The organism is Pseudomonas sp. MDT1-85 (genome assembly GCF_054898065.1).
Genome location: NZ_CM142715.1, coordinates 2,086,822 through 2,107,275 on the forward strand (window position 1 = coordinate 2,086,822; position 20,454 = coordinate 2,107,275).

General features: G+C 60.0%; 22 protein-coding genes. All 22 read left to right on the forward strand.

Features of this window, described 5'->3' with window-relative positions:
- Positions 1-8: 8 nt before the first annotated feature.
- The gene (locus ACYZT2_RS09435) at positions 9-1,484 is read left to right on the forward strand and encodes a sigma-54 dependent transcriptional regulator (protein ID WP_007894189.1); all 1,476 of its coding nucleotides are present in this window, start codon (positions 9-11) and stop codon (positions 1,482-1,484) included.
- A gap of 128 nt (positions 1,485-1,612) precedes the next feature.
- Positions 1,613-2,818 (forward strand): sensor histidine kinase, encoded by a 1,206-nt coding sequence (locus ACYZT2_RS09440; protein ID WP_461973050.1) that lies wholly within the window; start codon positions 1,613-1,615, stop codon positions 2,816-2,818.
- Between the two features lie 5 nt (positions 2,819-2,823).
- Positions 2,824-4,209 carry a sigma-54-dependent transcriptional regulator gene (locus ACYZT2_RS09445; protein WP_461971588.1) on the forward strand — a complete coding sequence of 462 codons (1,386 nt, stop codon included), beginning with the start codon at positions 2,824-2,826 and terminating at the stop codon, positions 4,207-4,209.
- Between the two features lie 266 nt (positions 4,210-4,475).
- Positions 4,476-4,805, forward strand: a complete 330-nt coding sequence (gene fliE / locus ACYZT2_RS09450) for a flagellar hook-basal body complex protein FliE (protein WP_010456962.1) — start codon at positions 4,476-4,478, stop codon at positions 4,803-4,805.
- Between the two features lie 15 nt (positions 4,806-4,820).
- Positions 4,821-6,608: a flagellar basal-body MS-ring/collar protein FliF gene (gene fliF / locus ACYZT2_RS09455; RefSeq protein WP_461971589.1), complete on the forward strand. Its 1,788-nt coding sequence runs from the start codon at positions 4,821-4,823 to the stop codon at positions 6,606-6,608.
- Positions 6,601-7,620: a flagellar motor switch protein FliG gene (gene fliG / locus ACYZT2_RS09460; RefSeq protein WP_461971590.1), complete on the forward strand. Its 1,020-nt coding sequence runs from the start codon at positions 6,601-6,603 to the stop codon at positions 7,618-7,620. Before fliF ends, fliG begins: the two co-directional genes overlap by 8 nt.
- Before the next feature lie 7 nt (positions 7,621-7,627).
- Complete coding sequence (gene fliH / locus ACYZT2_RS09465; protein WP_461971591.1) at positions 7,628-8,437, forward strand: flagellar assembly protein FliH; 810 nt, start codon at positions 7,628-7,630, stop codon at positions 8,435-8,437.
- Complete coding sequence (gene fliI, locus ACYZT2_RS09470; RefSeq protein WP_461971592.1) at positions 8,427-9,785, forward strand: flagellar protein export ATPase FliI; 1,359 nt, start codon at positions 8,427-8,429, stop codon at positions 9,783-9,785. Before fliH ends, fliI begins: the two co-directional genes overlap by 11 nt.
- A gap of 6 nt (positions 9,786-9,791) precedes the next feature.
- Positions 9,792-10,241: a flagellar export protein FliJ gene (gene fliJ / locus ACYZT2_RS09475; RefSeq protein WP_461971593.1), complete on the forward strand. Its 450-nt coding sequence runs from the start codon at positions 9,792-9,794 to the stop codon at positions 10,239-10,241.
- Positions 10,242-10,397: 156 nt separating this feature from the next.
- Complete coding sequence (locus tag ACYZT2_RS09480) at positions 10,398-10,703, forward strand: STAS domain-containing protein (protein WP_461971594.1); 306 nt, start codon at positions 10,398-10,400, stop codon at positions 10,701-10,703.
- Positions 10,704-10,705: 2 nt separating this feature from the next.
- Positions 10,706-12,424, forward strand: coding sequence for an ATP-binding SpoIIE family protein phosphatase (locus ACYZT2_RS09485; protein WP_461971595.1), 1,719 nt, complete (start codon positions 10,706-10,708; stop codon positions 12,422-12,424).
- Between the two features lie 15 nt (positions 12,425-12,439).
- A complete protein-coding gene (locus ACYZT2_RS09490) occupies positions 12,440-12,799 on the forward strand; it encodes an Hpt domain-containing protein (RefSeq protein WP_461971596.1) in 360 nt (119 codons plus the stop codon).
- An 83-nt stretch (positions 12,800-12,882) separates the two neighbouring features.
- Positions 12,883-14,244 carry a flagellar hook-length control protein FliK gene (locus ACYZT2_RS09495; protein ID WP_461971597.1) on the forward strand — a complete coding sequence of 454 codons (1,362 nt, stop codon included), beginning with the start codon at positions 12,883-12,885 and terminating at the stop codon, positions 14,242-14,244.
- A 227-nt stretch (positions 14,245-14,471) separates the two neighbouring features.
- Positions 14,472-14,975, forward strand: a complete 504-nt coding sequence (gene fliL / locus ACYZT2_RS09500) for a flagellar basal body-associated protein FliL (RefSeq protein WP_461971599.1) — start codon at positions 14,472-14,474, stop codon at positions 14,973-14,975.
- A 9-nt stretch (positions 14,976-14,984) separates the two neighbouring features.
- Positions 14,985-15,953 (forward strand): flagellar motor switch protein FliM, encoded by a 969-nt coding sequence (gene fliM, locus ACYZT2_RS09505; RefSeq protein WP_008072629.1) that lies wholly within the window; start codon positions 14,985-14,987, stop codon positions 15,951-15,953.
- A 67-nt stretch (positions 15,954-16,020) separates the two neighbouring features.
- Entirely contained in the window at positions 16,021-16,479 is a 459-nt protein-coding gene (fliN, locus tag ACYZT2_RS09510) for a flagellar motor switch protein FliN (RefSeq protein ID WP_095634473.1), read from the forward strand.
- Between the two features lie 69 nt (positions 16,480-16,548).
- Positions 16,549-16,953: a flagellar biosynthetic protein FliO gene (gene fliO, locus ACYZT2_RS09515; RefSeq protein ID WP_461973052.1), complete on the forward strand. Its 405-nt coding sequence runs from the start codon at positions 16,549-16,551 to the stop codon at positions 16,951-16,953.
- Positions 16,953-17,711, forward strand: a complete 759-nt coding sequence (gene fliP / locus ACYZT2_RS09520; RefSeq protein WP_030130550.1) for a flagellar type III secretion system pore protein FliP — start codon at positions 16,953-16,955, stop codon at positions 17,709-17,711. The genes fliO and fliP overlap by 1 nt, the downstream gene beginning before the upstream one ends.
- Complete coding sequence (gene fliQ / locus ACYZT2_RS09525) at positions 17,708-17,977, forward strand: flagellar biosynthesis protein FliQ (RefSeq protein WP_007938648.1); 270 nt, start codon at positions 17,708-17,710, stop codon at positions 17,975-17,977. Before fliP ends, fliQ begins: the two co-directional genes overlap by 4 nt.
- 3 nt (positions 17,978-17,980) lie before the next feature.
- The gene (fliR, locus tag ACYZT2_RS09530) at positions 17,981-18,763 is read left to right on the forward strand and encodes a flagellar biosynthetic protein FliR (protein WP_461971602.1); all 783 of its coding nucleotides are present in this window, start codon (positions 17,981-17,983) and stop codon (positions 18,761-18,763) included.
- Between the two features lie 3 nt (positions 18,764-18,766).
- Positions 18,767-19,906, forward strand: coding sequence for a flagellar biosynthesis protein FlhB (gene flhB, locus ACYZT2_RS09535; RefSeq protein ID WP_461971604.1), 1,140 nt, complete (start codon positions 18,767-18,769; stop codon positions 19,904-19,906).
- Between the two features lie 140 nt (positions 19,907-20,046).
- The gene (locus tag ACYZT2_RS09540) at positions 20,047-20,283 is read left to right on the forward strand and encodes a hypothetical protein (RefSeq protein WP_461971606.1); all 237 of its coding nucleotides are present in this window, start codon (positions 20,047-20,049) and stop codon (positions 20,281-20,283) included.
- Positions 20,284-20,454 lie beyond the last annotated feature (171 nt).

The following is a 20,454-nucleotide window of genomic DNA, read 5'->3' on the forward strand; positions in this document are numbered from 1 at the left end:
GCTATTGCATGTGGCGTGAAACCAAAATTCTGCTGATTGATGACGATAGCGTCCGCCGCCGCGATTTGGCGGTGATTTTAAATTTTCTTGGCGAAGAAAATTTACCCTGTGGCAGCCACGACTGGCAGCAGGCGGTCGGCTCTTTGTCATCAAGTCGTGAAGTAATCTGTGTCCTCATCGGGACGGTAAATGCTCCTGGTGCACTTTTGGGCTTGTTAAAGACACTCTCAACCTGGGATGAGTTCCTTCCGGTTTTGTTAATGGGCGATAATTCTTCCATTGACTTGCCGGAAGACCAGCGTCGTCGAGTGCTTTCGACCCTCGAAATGCCACCCAGCTACAGCAAATTGCTCGACTCGTTGCACCGGGCCCAGGTCTATCGCGAAATGTATGACCAGGCGCGTGAGCGCGGTCGTCACCGTGAACCCAATCTTTTCCGCAGCCTCGTCGGCACCAGCCGGGCGATTCAACACGTCCGGCAGATGATGCAGCAAGTCGCCGACACTGATGCCAGCGTGCTGATCCTCGGCGAGTCCGGGACCGGCAAGGAAGTGGTTGCGCGTAATCTGCACTACCACTCCAAGCGTCGTGACGCGCCGTTCGTGCCGGTCAACTGCGGCGCTATCCCGGCCGAGTTGCTGGAAAGCGAATTGTTCGGCCACGAGAAGGGCGCCTTCACCGGAGCGATCACCAGTCGCGCCGGGCGTTTCGAGCTGGCCAACGGCGGTACCCTGTTCCTCGACGAAATCGGCGACATGCCGCTGCCGATGCAGGTCAAGCTGCTGCGTGTCTTGCAGGAACGCACCTTCGAGCGCGTGGGCAGCAACAAGACCCAAAGCGTCGATGTGCGGATCATTGCAGCGACCCACAAGAATCTCGAAAGCATGATCGAGATCGGCACCTTCCGCGAAGACCTCTACTATCGCTTGAATGTGTTCCCGATCGAGATGGCGCCATTGCGTGAGCGCGTCGAAGATATTCCGCTGCTGATGAACGAGTTGATCTCGCGCATGGAGCACGAGAAGCGCGGTTCGATCCGTTTCAATTCGGCGGCGATCATGTCGCTGTGCCGTCACGGCTGGCCGGGCAACGTTCGTGAGCTGGCCAACCTGGTGGAGCGCATGGCGATCATGCACCCGTACGGGGTGATCGGCGTGGTCGAGTTGCCGAAGAAATTCCGCTACGTTGATGACGAAGACGAGCAACTGGTCGACAGCCTGCGCAGCGATCTTGAAGAACGGGTGGCCATCAACGGTCATACCCCGGACTTCACCGCCAATGCGCTGCTGCCGCCGGAAGGTCTGGACCTGAAGGACTACCTTGGCGGTCTGGAACAAGGGCTGATTCAGCAGGCGCTGGATGATGCCAATGGCATCGTGGCGCGGGCGGCCGAACGGCTGCGGATTCGTCGTACCACGTTGGTGGAGAAGATGCGCAAGTACGGCATGAGTCGTCGTGACGGTGATGAACAGGCGGATGATTGACGCCTGTTTTTCAACTCCTTCATTTATAGGCGGTTTTTTTTAGGCACGGGTATTGCTACATCCCTCGCAACGTTCCGTTTAACTGACGGTCAGCCACGCGAGAGAGCACGATGCCCCCAGCCGCCCAGATGTCTCCTGCCCTTGATGCTTCGGGGCAACCGTCGTCCGTAGAGCAGGCAAGCCGGCTTGGTCTTGAGCAGGCGTTTGCGCTGTTCAACCAGATGTCGAGCCAATTGACCGACTCCTACAGCATGCTCGAAGCTCGGGTCACCGAGCTCAAGGGCGAGCTGGCGGTGGTCAGTGCTCAGCGCATGCAGGAGCTGGCGGAAAAAGAACGTCTGGCCAACCGTCTGCAAAATCTCCTCGATCTGTTGCCTGGCGGCGTCATCGTCATCGACGCCCAGGGCATCGTGCGCGAAGCCAATCCCGCCGCGAGTGAACTGCTCGGCCTGCCCCTCGAAGGCGAGCTGTGGCGTCATGTGATTGCCCGATGCTTTGCTCCGCGCGAAGACGACGGTCACGAAATCTCCCTCAAGGACGGTCGACGTCTCTCGATCGCCACGCGCTCGCTGGATGCCGAGCCCGGTCAATTGGTGCTGCTCAACGACCTGACTGAAACCCGCCATCTGCAAGATCAATTGGCTCGTCATGAGCGCCTGTCGTCTCTGGGTCGTATGGTCGCCTCGTTGGCTCATCAGATTCGCACGCCGTTGTCTGCAGCGTTGCTCTATGCCAGTCATTTGACTGAGCAGGAGTTGCCGGTCGAGACCCAGCAACGTTTTGCCGGGCGCCTGAAAGAGCGTTTGCATGAGCTGGAGCACCAGGTTCGCGACATGCTGGTGTTCGCCCGCGGCGAGCTGCCGCTGACCGATCGCCTCACCCCCAAGATGCTGATGCAGTCGCTGCAAGCGGCAGCGCTGACTCACGTTCAGGACTTGCCGATTCGCTGGCAGTGCGACAGTCATGCCGGTGAGTTGTTGTGCAATCGCGACACCCTGGTCGGGGCAATTCTCAATCTGATCGAGAATGCTGTTCAGGCCAGTTCCGGTGACGTTCGTTTGAAGGTTCACCTGTATACCCGCGGCAACAACCTGCGCCTGTGTGTCAGTGATAGCGGCAGTGGCATCGATACGAAGGTACTGGCGCGACTGGGTGAGCCATTTTTCACCACTAAAACCACCGGCACCGGCCTGGGCCTGACCGTGGTCAAGGCGGTGGCCCGCGCCCATCAGGGAGAATTGCAGTTGCGCTCGCGGCCGGGTCGCGGCACTTGTGCGCAGGTGGTCTTGCCGCTTTTTTCTGGTGAACAGCCCAGCGTTCAGGGAGTGAAGTGAAGGACATGGCCATCAAGGTTTTACTGGTCGAGGATGACCGCGCGCTACGCGAAGCATTGGCCGATACGCTGTTGCTTGCCGGGCACGATTACACGGCGGTCGGTTCGGCGGAAGAGGCGCTGGCTGCGGTCGGCGCCGAGGCGTTTAACCTGGTGCTTAGTGACGTCAACATGCCGGGCATGGACGGTCATCAACTGCTGGGATTGCTGCGGGCTCGTCAGCCGCAGTTGCCAGTGTTGCTGATGACCGCTCACGGCGCTGTCGAGCGCGCGGTCGACGCCATGCGTCAGGGCGCGGTGGATTATCTGGTCAAGCCGTTCGAGCCTAAAGCCTTGCTCGAGCTGGTGGCGCGTCATGCACTGGGCAATCTGGGCGCGACCGAGAGTGAAGGGCCTGTGGCGTTCGAGCCGGCCAGTGCGCAATTGCTGGAATTGGCCGCGCGAGTGGCGCGCAGTGACTCCACGGTGTTGATCTCCGGTGAGTCCGGAACTGGCAAGGAAGTGCTGGCGCGTTACATCCATCAGCACTCTCATCGCGCCAGTCAGCCATTCATTGCGATTAACTGCGCAGCAATCCCGGACAACATGCTCGAAGCCACCTTGTTCGGTCACGAAAAGGGTTCGTTCACTGGCGCCATCGCGGCGCAGGCCGGCAAGTTCGAGCAGGCCGATGGCGGCACGATCCTGCTCGATGAAATCTCCGAAATGCCCCTCGGCCTTCAAGCCAAATTACTGCGCGTATTGCAAGAACGAGAAGTCGAGCGAGTCGGCGCACGCAAACCGATCACGCTGGACATTCGAGTGGTCGCCACCACCAACCGTGACCTGGCCGGTGAAGTGGCGGCGGGGCGTTTTCGTGAAGACCTTTACTATCGCCTGTCGGTGTTCCCACTGGCCTGGCGTCCGCTACGCGAGCGCACCGCCGACATCCTGCCGCTGGCTGAGCGTCTGTTGGCCAAGTACGTCAATAAAATGAAGCATGCCGCGGCGAAGCTCTCGCCCGAGGCGCAGGCGTGCCTGATTGGTTATCCGTGGCCGGGCAACGTGCGTGAACTGGATAACGCAATCCAGCGTGCCTTGATTCTGCAGCAGGGCGGTTTGATCCAGCCGCAGGATTTCTGCCTGGCCGGGCCGGTGGCGTGTGCGCCGTTGCCGCCATTGGCGCCGACGCCCGTGCGCGCGCTAGAAGTCGAAGCCGAATCGGCGGGCGCCCTCGGCGACGATCTGCGGCGCCGTGAATTCCAGATGATCATCGATACCTTGCGCGCCGAGCGCGGCCGTCGCAAAGAAGCCGCCGAGCGACTGGGCATCAGCCCGCGCACCTTGCGCTACAAGTTGGCGCAGATGCGCGACGCCGGAATGGACGTGGAAGCGTACTTGTTCGCTACCTGATTCGATCTTGGTAGCAGATGGCGAAGCCTGCGTCCGGCTGCGCAGCAGTCGTGAAATCACTCGGCGCGGTGGTTCAGAAAGACCGAGTGTTCAGGTTTACGACTGCTTCGCAGTCGGACGCAGGCTGCTACAGAGTGCGTTATGAGAGCTTTTGTTTAGAGCCGCCACAGAGCTGGCACCCTTGTTGCTAACACCTCACTACCCGCCGAGTGAGTGTCAAAAAATTGCGGGTAGCCAAAGACGTAGCTTCGTCAAAGAGAGAAACCATGAGCCAAGGTATTGAATTCAATCGGTTGATGCTGGACATGCGCTCCATGCAAATGGATGCCATGTCTGCGCCGAAGTCGACTGCCGCAGTCCCTGAATTGGGTGGCAGCAGCTTTTCCGACATGCTCGGCCAAGCCGTCAATAAAGTGAACGACACCCAGCAGGCGTCCAGTCAGTTGGCCAGTGCCTTCGAGATCGGTAAAAGCGGCGTCGACCTGACGGACGTGATGATTTCCTCACAGAAGGCCAGCGTGTCTTTTCAGGCACTGACCCAAGTGCGTAACAAGCTGGTTCAGGCTTACCAAGACATCATGCAGATGCCGGTTTAAGGACGAGATTGAGTCATGGCAGAAGCAATCGCCGATAATGTTCCGGCCAAGGCCACTCCAATAGACGGCAAGCCGCCGCTGTTCGGGTTGTCCTTCCTGGAAAACCTCTCCGAGATGACCATGTTGCGTCAGGTGGGCCTGTTGGTCGGCCTGGCTGCGAGCGTGGCGATTGGCTTTGCCGTGGTGTTGTGGTCCCAGCAGCCAGACTACCGGCCTCTGTACGGCAGCCTTGCCGGCATGGACGCCAAGCAGGTCATGGAAACCCTGGCCACAGCCGATATCCCCTATACCGTTGAACCGAACTCCGGTGCCTTGCTGGTCAAGGCCGATGACCTGTCCCGTGCGCGGCTCAAGCTCGCGGGCGCTGGTGTCACTCCCAGCGACGGCAACATCGGTTTCGAGATACTCGACAAGGAACAGGGGCTGGGCACGAGCCAGTTCATGGAAGCGACCCGTTATCGTCGCGGCCTCGAAGGCGAACTGGCCCGGACCATTTCCAGCCTGAACAACGTCAAAGGTGCCCGCGTGCACTTGGCGATTCCCAAAAGCTCGGTGTTCGTGCGTGACGAACGCAAGCCCAGCGCTTCGGTTCTGGTTGAACTCTATTCCGGTCGCTCGCTGGAGCCGGGCCAGGTCGTCGCTATCATCAATCTGGTGGCGACCAGCGTTCCCGAGCTGAGCAAATCGCAGATCACCGTGGTCGATCAGAAGGGCAACTTGCTGTCGGATCAGGCGGAAAACTCCGAACTGACCATGGCCGGCAAGCAATTCGATTACAGCCGTCGTATGGAAAGCATGCTCACCCAGCGTGTGCACAACATTCTGCAACCGGTGTTGGGCAATGACCGCTATAAAGCCGAAGTCTCGGCTGATGTGGATTTCAGTGCCGTCGAGTCGACTTCCGAGCAGTTCAACCCGGATCAGCCGGCGTTGCGCAGTGAGCAATCGGTCAACGAACAACGCACCGCCAGCAATGGCCCGCAAGGTGTGCCGGGTGCCCTGAGCAACCAGCCGCCATCGCCAGCCTCGGCGCCACAAACCACCGGTGGCGCCACCGCGTCGGCCGGCATGGTGCAGCCAGGCCAGCCGTTGCTCGATGCCAACGGGCAGCAAATCATGGACCCGGCCACCGGTCAGCCGATGCTGGCGCCGTACCCGGCGGACAAGCGTCAACAATCCACCAAGAACTTCGAACTCGACCGTTCCATCAGCCACACCAAACAACAGCAGGGCCGTTTGAATCGCCTGTCGGTGTCGGTGGTGGTGGATGACCAAGTCAAGGTCAACGCGGCCAACGGCGAAACGACTCGCGCGCCGTGGAGCGCCGATGAATTGGCGCGCTTCACTCGTCTGGTGCAAGACGCGGTCGGTTTCGACGCCAGCCGTGGCGACAGCGTCAGTGTGATCAACATGCCGTTCTCCGCCGAGCGCGGTGAAGTGATTGCCGAGATTCCGTTCTATTCCCAGCCGTGGTTCTGGGACATCGTCAAGCAAGTGCTGGGTGTGTTGTTCATCCTGGTGCTGGTGTTCGGTGTGCTGCGTCCGGTGCTCAACAACATCACCGGTGGCGGCAAAGACAAGCAACTCGCGGGCCTGGGCAGCGACCTCGAACTCGGTGGCATGGGAGGTCTGGATGGCGAACTGGCCAACGACCGCGTCAGCCTCGGCGGCCCGACCAGCATTTTGCTGCCGAGCCCGAGCGAGGGCTATGACGCACAGTTGAACGCAATCAAGAGTCTGGTGGCAGAAGATCCGGGTCGCGTGGCCCAGGTCGTGAAAGAGTGGATTAACGCAGATGAGTGATAACCGAGCCGTTGCCGCCAAACTGACCAAGGTCGACAAAGCCGCGATTCTGCTGCTGTCCCTCGGTTCCACCGATGCTGCGCAAGTGCTGCGCCACATGGGGCCCAAAGAGGTCCAGCGTGTGGGTGTGGCGATGGCCCAGATGGGCAACGTGCACCGCGAGCAGGTCGAACAGGTGATGAGCGAGTTCGTCGACATCGTCGGCGACCAGACCAGCCTGGGCGTCGGCTCCGATGACTACGTGCGCAATATGCTTACCCAGGCCTTGGGCGAAGACAAGGCCAACGGCCTGATCGACCGGATCCTGTTGGGCGGCAACACCAGTGGCCTCGACAGCCTGAAGTGGATGGAGCCGCGCGCCGTCGCCGACGTGATCCGTTACGAGCACCCGCAGATCCAGGCAATCGTGGTGGCGTACCTCGACCCGGATCAGGCCGGTGAAGTGCTGGGCAACTTCGACCACAAGGTCCGGTTGGACATCATCCTGCGGGTGTCTTCATTGAACACCGTGCAACCGGCAGCCCTGAAAGAACTCAACCAGATTCTCGAGAAGCAGTTCTCCGGCAACTCGAATGCCTCGCGCACCACCCTGGGTGGCATCAAGCGTGCGGCCGACATCATGAACTTCCTCGACAGCTCGATCGAAGGTCAGTTGATGGACTCGATCCGCGAAGTCGACGAAGACCTGTCCGGTCAGATCGAAGACCTCATGTTCGTGTTCAACAACCTGTCCGATGTCGACGACCGCGGCATTCAGGCGCTGTTGCGCGAAGTGTCCTCGGACGTCCTGGTACTGGCCCTCAAGGGCTCGGACGAAGGCGTCAAGGAAAAGATCTTCAAGAACATGTCCAAACGGGCGGCCGAACTGTTGCGCGACGACCTCGAGGCCAAAGGCCCGGTGCGCGTCAGCGACGTGGAAACCGCGCAGAAAGAAATCCTCACCATTGCCCGCCGTATGGCCGAAGCCGGAGAAATCGTTCTCGGCGGGAAGGGCGGCGAAGAGATGATCTAAGGTCACTATGTCGTCCAAACATGATGAGTCCAACACCGACCTGATCCGTGGCAAGGACGTCGGTGGTTTCGATGTCTGGTCGCTGCCCAGTTTCGATCCGTTCGTGCCGGAACCCGAGCCTGAGCCGGAACCCGAGCCGCCGGAAATGGAAGAAGTGCCACTGGATGAAGTCCAGCCACTGACCCTCGAAGAACTCGAAAGCATTCGCCAGGAGGCCTACAACGAAGGCTTCGCCACGGGCGAAAAAGAAGGTTTCCACAGCACCACGCTCAAGGTCCGTCAGGAAGCCGAAGTGGCCCTCACGGCCAAGATCGCTGGCCTGGAACAGCTGATGGCCAACCTGTTCGAGCCGATTGCCGAGCAGGACACGCAGATCGAAAAGTCGCTGGTCGACCTCGTGCAGCACATCACCAAACAAGTGATTCAGCGCGAACTGGCCATCGACTCGACGCAGATCGAACACGTCATGCGCGAAGCGCTCAAGCTCTTGCCGCTGGGCGTGGGCAACGTGCGGCTGTACATCAATCCGCAGGATTTCGAACAGGTCAAAGCCCTGCGCGAGCGCCATGAAGAAACCTGGCGCATCGTCGAGGACGAGGCCTTGTTGCCGGGCGGCTGCCGGGTCGAGACTGAACACAGTCGCATCGACGCCACCGTCGAAACCCGTATTACCCAAGTCATGGCCAAGCTGTTTGATCAGTTGCACGATCAAGCGCTGCACCCGGCCGCGCCGGACCTGAGCCTGGAACTGCCAATCGACGAAAAACCTGCGGTTACCCCGGTCGACCCGGAACTGGACGACCCCGATGCGCCTTGATCGCACCAGCTTCGCCAAACGCCTCGGTAGCTATGCCGAGGCCACGGAGCTGGCAGGTGCGCCAATCCTCGAAGGTCGCTTGCTGCGCATGGTCGGCCTGACACTCGAAGCCGAAGGTTTGCGCGCCGCCATGGGCAGCCGCTGCATGGTCATCAACGATGACAGCTATCACCCGGTACAGGTCGAAGCCGAGGTCATGGGCTTCTCTGGCAGCAAAGTCTTTCTGATGCCGGTCGGCAGCGTCGCCGGCATCGCCCCCGGTGCCCGTGTGGTTCCTCTGGCGGATACCGGTCGTTTGCCCATGGGTATGAGCATGCTCGGGCGGGTGCTCGATGGCGCCGGTCGCGCGCTGGACGGCAAGGGCGGCATGAAAGCCGAAGACTGGGTGCCAATGGACGGCCCGACCATCAACCCGCTCAAGCGCGAACCGATCAGCGAGCCGCTGGACGTCGGTATTCGTTGCATCAACGGTTTGTTGACGGTCGGTCGCGGCCAGCGGCTCGGGCTGTTCGCCGGTACCGGCGTGGGCAAGAGTGTGCTGCTGGGCATGATGACCCGTTTCACCGAGGCCGACATTATCGTCGTCGGGCTGATCGGCGAGCGGGGTCGTGAAGTTAAAGAATTCATCGAGCACATCCTCGGTGAAGAAGGGCTCAAGCGTTCGGTAGTGGTGGCGTCGCCGGCGGACGATGCGCCGCTGATGCGTCTGCGCGCGGCCATGTACTGCACGCGGATCGCCGAGTACTTCCGCGACAAGGGCAAGAATGTTCTGTTGCTCATGGATTCCCTGACCCGTTTCGCCCAGGCCCAGCGGGAAATCGCCCTGGCCATCGGCGAGCCGCCAGCGACCAAGGGCTATCCGCCGTCGGTATTCGCCAAGCTGCCGAAACTGGTGGAGCGGGCCGGTAACGCCGAAAAAGGCGGCGGTTCGATCACTGCGTTTTACACCGTATTGTCTGAAGGCGACGATCAGCAAGATCCGATCGCCGACGCGGCGCGGGGCGTGCTCGATGGGCACATTGTGCTGTCCCGGCGTCTGGCCGAGGAAGGGCATTACCCGGCCATCGATATCGAAGCGTCCATCAGTCGGGTCATGCCGTCGGTGGTGACGCCGGAGCACATGGCTCGCGCCCAGTATTTCAAACAGTTGTGGTCACGTTATCAGCAGAGTCGCGACCTTATCAGCGTCGGCGCCTACGTCGCCGGCGGTGACCGGGAAACCGACCTGGCGATTTCGCTGCAACCGCAGTTGGTCAAGTACCAGCGTCAGGGCCTGAACGACAGCATCAGCCTGGGTGAAAGCGAAGCGTATCTCGGCACGATTTTCGCTCCCGCGGCCGGCGGCTAACCGGCCATGGCCCAGAGCCGCGCAGCACGCTTGGCGCCCGTGGTGGAAATGGCTGAAAAGGCCGAGAAAACCGCCGTCCAGCGCCTGGGGCACTTCCAGGGCCAGGTCCGTCTGGCGGAAAGCAAACTCGCCGATCTGGAAAACTTCCGTCTGGAATACCAGGAACAATGGATCGTGCGCGGCAGTAGCGGCGTTTCGGGCCAGTGGTTGTTGGGTTATCAGGGCTTTCTCGCACAGCTGGGCACAGCCATCGACCAGCAGCGTCAGAGCCTGAACTGGCACCAAAACAATCTGGACAAGTCCCGGGAAGCCTGGCAGCAGGCATTTGCCCGGGTCGAAGGTTTGCGCAAACTGGTTCAGCGCTACAGGGATGAGGCGCGGCAACTGGAAGACAAGCGCGAGCAGAAACTGCTGGATGAACTGTCCCAGCGGTTGCCGCGTCAGAATCCGTATTGAGTCAGGTGGCCCGCGTTATCGTTCTTCGCGGGCAAGCCTCGCTCCTACAAGCGAAGGCGATTTCATAAACCGTACAATTTTTTCAACCTTGCTCCAGCCCCCATCAGGTGCTAAACCTTCTACACGTACGTTCGCCAATGACAAGGAAGCCGTGAAATGTCAGTCGTTACAGAAGTATCTCAGGATGGGCAAAAGCTGACGATTTCGATTAAGGGACGGTTCGATTTCGGTCGACATCAGGAATTTCGTGAGTCCTACGAAAAACTCAACAAGAAACCCGATTCCATCGTAGTGGATCTGAAGGAAGCCACGTATCTCGATAGCTCGGCGCTGGGCATGCTGCTCTTGCTGCGTGATCACGCCGGTGGCGACAGTGCCGATATTCGCGTCGTCAACAGCAGCTCCGACGTGAAGAAAATTCTCGCCATTTCCAACTTCGACAAGTTGTTTGACATCAGTTGATCATGCAGCAGCTCGAACCGCTGACGATACTGATCGCTGAAGACAGCGCGGCCGATCGCATGCTGCTGTCGACTATCGTCCGGCGTCAGGGCCATGAAGTGCTGACGGCCGCCAACGGCGCCGAGGCAGTCGAAGCGTTTCGCTCGCAGCGACCACACCTGGTGCTGATGGACGCCATGATGCCGGTGATGGACGGTTTCGAGGCCGCGCAGCGGATCAAGGCGCTGGCCGGCGAAACCTTGGTGCCGATCATCTTTTTGACGTCGCTGACCGAAAGCGAAGCCTTGGCCCGTTGTCTGGAGGCCGGGGGCGACGATTTTCTGGCAAAGCCATACAACCAGGTGATCCTCGCCGCCAAGGTCAAGGCGATGGACCGCTTGCGGCGTTTGCAGGCCACTGTGCTGGAGCAGCGCGACCTGATTGCCAGGCACCACGATTACCTGCTCAATGAACAGCGGGTGGCCAAAGCCGTGTTCGACAAGGTCGCCCACTCCGGTTGCCTGAACGCACCGAACATCCGTTATCTGCAATCGCCCTATGCGCTGTTCAATGGCGATCTGTTGCTGGCCGCGTTCACCCCGGCCGGCGACATGCGCGTGCTGCTCGGCGATTTCACTGGCCATGGTTTGCCGGCCGCAGTGGGTGCCATGCCCTTGGCTGAAGTCTTCTACGGCATGACCGCCAAGGGCTACGGCTTGTCCGAAACCCTGCGCGAAATGAACGCCAAGCTCAAACGTATTCTGCCGGTGGACATGTTCTGCTGTGCGACCCTGCTGTGCCTGAGCTTTCAGCGAGGATCGGTGGAGGTGTGGAACGGCGGAATGCCAGACGGTTACTTGCACAGCACCGCCAGCGGCGAACGTATCGCGCTGACGGCACGGCACTTGCCGCTGGGCGTGCTGAGCCCGCAAACCTTCGATGACCGCACCGAGGTGTTCCCGATGGCCGTCGGGGATCGGGTCTTTCTGTTGTCCGACGGGGTGATCGATACCTGCGATGCCAATGAACAATTGTTTGGCGTAGAGCGATTGGAGCAGGTGTTTGCAGCCAATCGTCAGCCTGATGCGCTGTTCGAAGAGATCGAACAGGCACTGCGGGACTTTCGCGGGGAGGCCCGCGATGACGTGAGCATGGTCGAGGTCAGTCTGCTGGAGGCTGCGCAACTGAATCCGCCAGCGCCGGTGTACTCTGACAGCGGCCAATCCAGCCCGCTGGACTGGTCGGTGAGTTTCGAGTTCCGCGCCGCCACGCTCAAACGCTTCAATCCGCTGCCGTACTTGTTGCAGTTACTGCTTGAGGTGCATGGCCTGCGGGGCCAGAGTGGCGCACTCTACAGCGTGCTGGCGGAACTCTATTCCAACGCCCTGGAGCATGGCGTGCTGGGCCTGGATTCGAGTCTGAAACGCGATGCTTCGGGTTTTGCGCGTTATTATCAGCAGCGCAATGCGCGCCTGGACGAATTGCGGGATGGCTATGTGCGGGTGCATTTGCAGGTGACGCCAAAAGGCGAGGGCGGTTGTTTGGCGATTCGGGTCGAAGACAGTGGCAAGGGTTTCGATGTGGCGCGGGTGATGGAGCGTCCTGTCGATGGTGTCCGTCTGTCGGGACGTGGCGTCAGTTTGATCCGTCAGTTGAGCCATCATGCGCGCTGGACCGATAATGGTCGAAGTGCTCACGTGGAGTTCTTTTGGGAGGCTCTGGCTCAATCCCAACATTCTTGATCAAGGAGTGAACAAGTGGCTGACACACATCTGGACCGTGACGTGCTGAGCGCGTTGCAGGAAGTTATGGAAGACGGGTATCCAGAATTGCTTGATACCTTTCTCGCCGATTCCGAAGAGCGTTTGACTCTGCTGCGAAAAGCTGAAAACGCCGAGCAACTCATGAATGCTGCCCATAGTTTCAAAGGCAGCAGCATCAATATGGGCGCTATCCGGTTGGCCGAGCTGTGCAATGAGCTGGAGCAGCGAGCCAAGCAAAAAAGCCTTGAAGGCATTGAAACGTTGGTCGGAGAAATTGACGGCGAGTTCGCCATTGTCCGACCACTCTACGAAGCGGAGCGTCAGCGTTCCTTGGCAACCGTCCGGCGCTTTTAGCTGCCGGCGAACAAAGCTGGCTCGACCCTTGCTAATAACTTACTCAACTGTACCTACGATCCCAGTGCAGCGGAGACCGTTTTATGCCCGTTACCCCAAACACTCTTCTTCAGGCCGCCACGACGGCCAAGGCTCAAGCCGCATCCGCCAATACGCCGGCGCTGACGGCTGAGCCCGGGGACAAGGCCTCCAGCTTCGCTCAGGTCTATGCCAATCAGGCCCAGAATAAATCCTCCGCCCTGGCGGATGGCTCGGCTAAACCCGCACGCGACAAAGTGCCGGACAGTGCCGGCAAAAAAGACGTGATCAACGACAAGTCTGCCGCCCCTGAACCGACGGTTGCCGATAGCGGCAAATCCTTGCCCGCCGATAAACCGGCGCAGGCGGATGACAAGACGGCCGCGGACGAAACGTCCGCAGCTGCCGAAACACCGGTAGTCGATGCCGCGCCAATGGACCCGAGCCTCGATCCAGCCTTGATGCAGGTCATCGCGCCGGTTGTACAGGTTCCCGCGCCGGAAACTCCACCGGTGGTGGCCGCTGTGCAGTCATCCGTTGAAGTCCCTGCCGCAGCCTCCGTTACTGCGGCTGCCGCGCAAGTTGCAGCGGTCGCTGATCCGGATTTCGACCCCGAAGCCGATCCTCTCGATGCGCTGCCAGCCGTGCGCATGGCCATGGAGCAGGGCGGACACGTTTCGGCCGCCAGCCAGGCCCAGCCAAAAGCGTCGCCGACCCCGGCTCAAGTCGATGGTGAGCCAACTTCGGCACAAAACTTTGCCGCGGGCATGGCGAGCATGCTCGATGTAAAAGCCGATCAGGACAGCACTAGTCAGGGTGGCGAAAAGGCTTTCAGTGGCCTGATCGATGACGGCCTCAAGGACCTCAAGTCCGCCAGCAGTGATACCCGTGTCGATGACTTCGCCAACCGTCTGGCGGCACTGACCCAGGCGGCAACCCCGAAGACGGCCAATGCATTGCCGGTGAATCAGCCAATCGCCATGCATCAGAGCGGTTGGACCGAAGAGGTGGTCAATCGGGTCATGTACCTGTCCAGCGCCAATCTCAAGGCGGCTGATATTCAATTACAACCGGCCGAGCTCGGACGCCTCGATATTCGGGTGAACATGGTTCCGGATCAGCAGACCCAGGTGACCTTCATGAGCGCCCACCCCAGCGTTCGCGAAGCGCTCGACGGGCAAATGCATCGTCTGCGCGATATGTTCGCGCAACAAGGCATGGGCCAGGTGGACGTCAACGTATCCGATCAGTCCCGTGGTTGGCAGGGGCAGGGTCAGGAGCAGGCTCAACAGGGGCAGGGTGGGCGTGCCAACGCCAGTGGTGGTCGCCTCGACTCTGTCGATGAAGAACTCCCTGCGACTGTCGCTGAAGTAGCCGCCAACACCACCAGCGTGATTGGCTCCAGCGCCGTCGACTACTACGCCTGATCAAACGCAATACCCCCTGTGTGGGAGCGAGCCTGCTCGCGATAGCGGTGGAACAATCAACGGAGATGTTGAATGTTACTGCCTCATCGCGAGCAGGCTCGCTCCCACATTTGTTTTGTGGTGGCTGATGATCCCTTGCCTCAACACCCTCCCGACACTTCTGGCATAACACTTGCTCTTGCCTTGCGGTGCGACTGTGAAAACCTGAATAGTGACGGATTATTGGCATGGCTAAGAGCGACGCAGCACCAGTGAAAGACCCCGCAACCAAAGGCAAAATCAAGCTGATCATTGTGATCGTCGTAGCCCTGTTGCTGGCGATCGGCTTGTCCGTGGGGGCGACCTGGTTCTTCATGCACAGCGCCCAGAGCAAGCCTGCCCCCGCGGCTGAAACCGCTGTGGTCGGCAAGCAGCCGGCGATCTTCGAGCCCATGGCGCCGGCCTTCGTGGCCAACTACACCCAGAACGGCCGCCAGCGCTACATGCAGGTGAGCATCACTCTGCAGGGCCGCAATCAGGCCGATCTGGACGCGCTCAAAGTCCACATGCCGGTGATCCGCAATAATCTGGTCATGCTGTTTTCCGGTCAGGATTTCGCCACGCTGGCGACGCCTGTCGGCCAGGAAATGTTGCGTCAGAAAGCCACGGCCAGCGTCCAGGAAGTGGCGCAGAAAGAGCTGGGCAAAGTGGTGATCGAACAGTTGCTTTTCACTAATTTCGTACTGCAGTAGGAACACGACATGGCCGTGCAGGACCTGCTGTCCCAGGATGAGATCGATGCGCTGTTGCATGGCGTCGACGATGGTCTGGTACAGACCGATAACGCTGCCGAACCCGGCAGTGTCAAAAGCTACGACCTGACCAGCCAGGATCGCATCGTCCGTGGACGCATGCCGACCCTGGAAATGATCAACGAGCGTTTTGCCCGCTACACCCGCATCAGCATGTTCAACATGCTGCGCCGCTCGGCGGACGTTGCCGTCGGTGGCGTGCAGGTGATGAAGTTCGGCGAATACGTGCACTCGCTGTACGTGCCGACCAGTCTCAACCTGGTCAAGATCAAACCGCTGCGCGGCACCGCGCTGTTCATCCTCGACGCCAAACTGGTGTTCAAACTGGTGGACAACTTCTTCGGCGGCGACGGCCGTCACGCAAAGATCGAAGGGCGTGAATTCACCCCTACCGAACTGCGTGTGGTGCGCATGGTGCTGGAACAGGCCTTCGTCGATTTGAAGGAAGCCTGGCAGGCGATCATGGAAGTGAACTTCGAGTACATCAACTCGGAAGTGAACCCGGCCATGGCAAACATCGTCGGCCCGAGCGAGGCCGTTGTGGTGTCGACGTTCCACATCGAACTCGATGGCGGTGGCGGCGACCTGCACGTAACCATGCCGTACTCGATGATCGAGCCGGTGCGCGAAATGCTCGACGCCGGCTTCCAGTCGGACCTCGACGATCAGGACGAGCGCTGGATCAACGCCTTGCGCCAGGATGTGCTGGACGTTGATGTACCGATCGGTGCCACCGTGGCCCGCCGCCAGCTGCGTCTTCGCGACATCTTGCACATGCAGCCGGGGGACATTATTCCGGTCGAGATGCCGGAAGAAATGATCATGCGCGCCAATGGCGTACCGGCCTTCAAGGTCAAGATGGGCTCGCACAAAGGCAACCTCGCGTTGCAGGTGATCGAGCCGATCGAGCGCCGCTGACCGGCGCTCCACTCCCCCCTTTTAATTGACTGCTCTTGATTGAGCAGGTGCCCGCCGAGGACAAATGATGAACGACGATATGAACGCCCAGGACGACCAGGCGCTGGCCGATGAGTGGGCTGCGGCCCTGGAAGAAACCGGTGACGCCGGTCAGGATGATATCGATGCTTTGCTGGCCGCCGACGCCAGCGGTTCCTCGTCCAACCGCCTGCCAATGGAAGAGTTCGGCAGCGTGCCGAGGAACAACGATCCGGTGACGCTGGACGGTCCGAACCTGGACGTGATCCTCGATATCCCGGTGTCGATTTCCATGGAAGTCGGCAGCACCGATATCAACATCCGCAACCTGCTGCAACTCAACCAGGGTTCGGTGATCGAGCTCGATCGTCTGGCCGGCGAGCCGCTGGACGTGCTGGTCAACGGCACGCTCATCGCCCACGGTGAAGTGGTGGTGGTCAACGAGAAGTTCGGCATCCGCCTGACCGACGTGATCAGCCCAAGCGAACGCATCAAGAAGCTGCGCTGAGTGAAAAAGGTTCTGGGAGGGGGGCTTGGGTTAGCGCTTGGGTTAGCGCTGGCCTTGCCGTTCAGCGTAATGGCTGCCGAGCCGGTGACGACGGTTGCGACAGCGGCCGCTGCGCCGGCCGTCAGCAGCGGTGTGGCCGGGCAATTGACGCAATTGGTATTCGGCTTAGTGCTGGTGCTGGGGTTGATTTTCTTCCTTGCCTGGCTGCTGCGCCGGGTCCAACAGGCCGGGCCGGCCGGCAAGGGGCAAGTGATCGAACTGATCGGTTCCCGCGCGCTTGGCCCTCGTGATCGTTTGATGCTGGTCCAGGTCGGCAACGAACAGATTCTGCTCGGCCTGAGCCCTGGCACCATCACCGCGCTGCATGTGCTCAAGGAGCCGGTGCAAGTGCCCGCCACTACCGAGAAAGCGACCCCCGAGTTTGCTCAGCATCTGTTGAAGATGCTCGGCAAGGATCAGAAGGATAAGAAGTAATGGGTGCGCTACGCATCGTCTTGACGCTGGCCCTGATGCTGGCCGCGCCGCTGGCGTTCGCCGCTGATCCGTTGTCGATCCCGGCGATCACCCTGGGCACCAACGCCGAAGGCGCTCAGGAATACTCGGTCAGCCTGCAAATCCTGCTGATCATGACCGCGCTGAGTTTCATCCCGGCGTTCGTCATGCTGATGACCAGTTTCACCCGGATCATCATCGTTTTCTCGATCCTGCGTCAGGCCCTGGGCCTGCAGCAGACACCGTCGAACCAGATCCTCACCGGCATGGCGTTGTTCCTGACCATGTTCATCATGGCGCCGGTGTTCGATCGCGTGAATCAGGATGCCTTGCAGCCGTATCTGGCGGAAAAACTCACCGCTCAGGATGCCGTGACCAAGGCGCAAGTGCCGATCAAGGACTTCATGCTCGCCCAGACTCGCAGCAGCGATCTGGAGTTGTTCATGCGCCTGTCCAAGCGCACCGACATTGCTTCGCCGGATCAGGCACCGCTGACGATTCTGGTGCCGGCGTTCGTGACTTCGGAGCTTAAAACCGCGTTCCAGATCGGCTTCATGATCTTTATCCCGTTCCTGATCATCGACCTGGTGGTGGCCAGTGTGCTGATGGCGATGGGTATGATGATGCTCTCGCCACTGATCATTTCCCTGCCGTTCAAGATCATGCTGTTCGTGCTGGTGGATGGCTGGGCCTTGATCATCGGCACGTTGGCGAGCAGCTTCGGCGGCGTTTCACCATGACGCCGGAAGTTGCCGTAGACATCTTTCGCGAAGCGCTGTGGCTGACCACCATGATGGTCGCCGTGTTGGTGATTCCGAGCTTGTTGGTGGGGTTGTTGGTGGCGATGTTCCAGGCGGCGACCCAGATCAACGAACAGACCCTGAGCTTCCTGCCGCGCCTGCTGGTGATGCTGGTGACGCTGATCGTTGCCGGACCGTGGCTGGTGCAGACTTTCATGGAATACATCCTCCAGCTGTACCACAGCATTCCTCAGGTCATCGGCTGAATCATGTCGCTGCTGCAGCTGACCGATACCCAGATCAGTACCTGGGTGGCAACGTTCATGTTGCCGCTGTTTCGCATCGGTTCGTTGCTGATGGTCATGCCGATTTTCGGCACGACCCTGGTGCCCATGCGCATCCGTCTGTACTTCGCCCTGGCGATCACCTTCGTCATCGCCCCCGGCCTGCCGCCGATGCCGCCGATCAATGCGCTCGACCTCAGCGCACTGCTGCTGATCGCCGAGCAAATCATCATTGGCGCGGTGTTGGGTTTCTCCTTGCAGTTGTTCTTCCAGGCTTTCGTGGTCGCCGGGCAGATTGTCGCGATCCAGATGGGGATGGGCTTCGCCTCGATGGTCGATCCTACGAACGGGGTATCGGTGGCGGTGATCGGGCAGTTTTTCACCATGCTGGTGACGCTGCTGTTCCTGTCGATGAACGGCCATCTGGTGGTGTTCGAAGTCCTCACCGAAAGCTTCACCACGCTGCCGGTCGGCGGCGGGTTGATGGTCCATCATTTTTGGGAATTGGCCGGGAAGCTCGGCTGGGTACTCGGTGCGGCGCTGTTGCTGGTGTTGCCAGCGATCACGGCGTTGCTGGTGGTCAACATTGCGTTTGGCGTGATGACCCGGGCGGCGCCGCAGCTGAACATCTTCTCGATCGGCTTCCCGCTGACTCTGGTGCTCGGGCTGTTCATTGTCTGGGTCGGCCTGGCGGACATTCTCAATCAGTATCAACCGCTGGCCTCCGAAGCCTTGCAGTTGTTACGCGAACTGGCACGGGCGCGCTGAGTCATGGCTGAGAGCGAAAGCGGTCAGGACAAAACAGAAGACCCCACGGAGAAACGTAAAAAGGACTCCCGTGAGAAGGGCGAGATTGCGCGCTCCAAGGAACTCAATACTCTGGCGGTCATGCTCGCCGGCGCGGGTGCGCTGCTGATTTTTGGCGGCGCATTGGCGCAGGACATGATGGAGCTGATGCGCATGAACTTCTCGCTGTCGCGGGAAGTGATTCTGGATCAGCGCTCCATGGGCACGTACCTGCTGCATTCGGGGCAGATTGCCCTTTTTGCGATTCAGCCGGTGATGATCACCATGCTGCTGGCTGCGCTGATCGGTCCGATTTCCCTGGGTGGCTGGCTGTTCGCGGCCGGCTCCATGGCGCCCAAGTTCAGTCGCATGAACCCCGGCGCGGGACTGAAACGGATGTTCTCGGCCAAGGCGCTGGTGGAGTTGCTCAAGGCTCTGGCGAAGTTTTTTATCGTGTTATTCGTGGCGTTGGCGGTCTTGTCGGCGGACATCGACGATCTGCTGCGCATCGCCCACGAGCCATTGGACATGGCGATAATTCACAGCCTGCAATTGGTCGGCTGGAGCACCTTGTGGATGGCTTGCGGGCTGATCCTCATTGCTGCGGTCGACGTGCCGGTGCAGCTCTGGGAAAGCCACAAGAAACTGCTGATGACCAAGCAGGAAGTGCGCGACGAGCACAAGGATCAGGAAGGTAAACCAGAGGTCAAGCAGCGCATTCGCCAGTTGCAGCGCGAGATGTCGCAGCGGCGGATGATGGCGGCGATTCCCGAGGCGGATGTGGTCATCACTAACCCGACCCATTACGCCGTAGCACTCAAGTACGATCCAGACAAAGGCAATGCGCCAGTGCTGTTGGCCAAGGGTAGCGACTTCCTCGCTTTGAAAATCCGCGAAATCGCCGTGGCCAACAATGTGCTGCTGCTCGAATCGCCGGCGCTGGCGCGTTCGATCTACTACTCCACGGAGCTGGAGCAGGAAATTCCAGGTGGGCTGTATCTGGCGGTTGCCCAAGTACTGGCCTACGTTTACCAGATTCGCCAGTACCGCGCTGGCAAGGGCAAGCGTCCGGATCCGCTCCAGGAAGATTTGCCGATTCCGCCGGATCTGCGGCGCGATTCCTGACGTTGCCGCGCAGCCATTTGTCCGGGACCGCCCCTTGCTGTCAACTCTGACAGGTGCAGTCGTCGCGATTTTGCAGTTTGATGCAAGGTGCTGCCGCGCACTTGGCGCGGTCAGGCGAGCGAGTGCAAGGGAGCAAGGCAATGAAAGGTATCTTCAACAGCTACGATGAAAAAACCGGAAGGGGCACCATCACGCCGAAGCAATCGGGACGATCCCTTTCCTTTGCCGAAGCCACGGGTTTTTTTCTGACGGCGAAAGAATACCGATTCAGCATTCCATTGGCTGATGCCCTGCAGGCGAACGTCAAGGTGGGCGGCGAGGTTGAGTTTGAGTTGCCCAGGAACAAGAATGGGAAAGTGAAAATCCTCCGGTATTGAGCAGTAAATCGCACAACAGCCGAAAAGAAAAAACCGCCACCCTGATCAACCGGGTGACGGTTTTTTTATGCGTGAAACATGGGGTTGCTGTGAGGCCGCCTTCGTAGGATCGCCGTCAGGAGCAAGCGCACTCCCACAACTCGGCGTGTAGATAACAGGTCTGTGTCGACA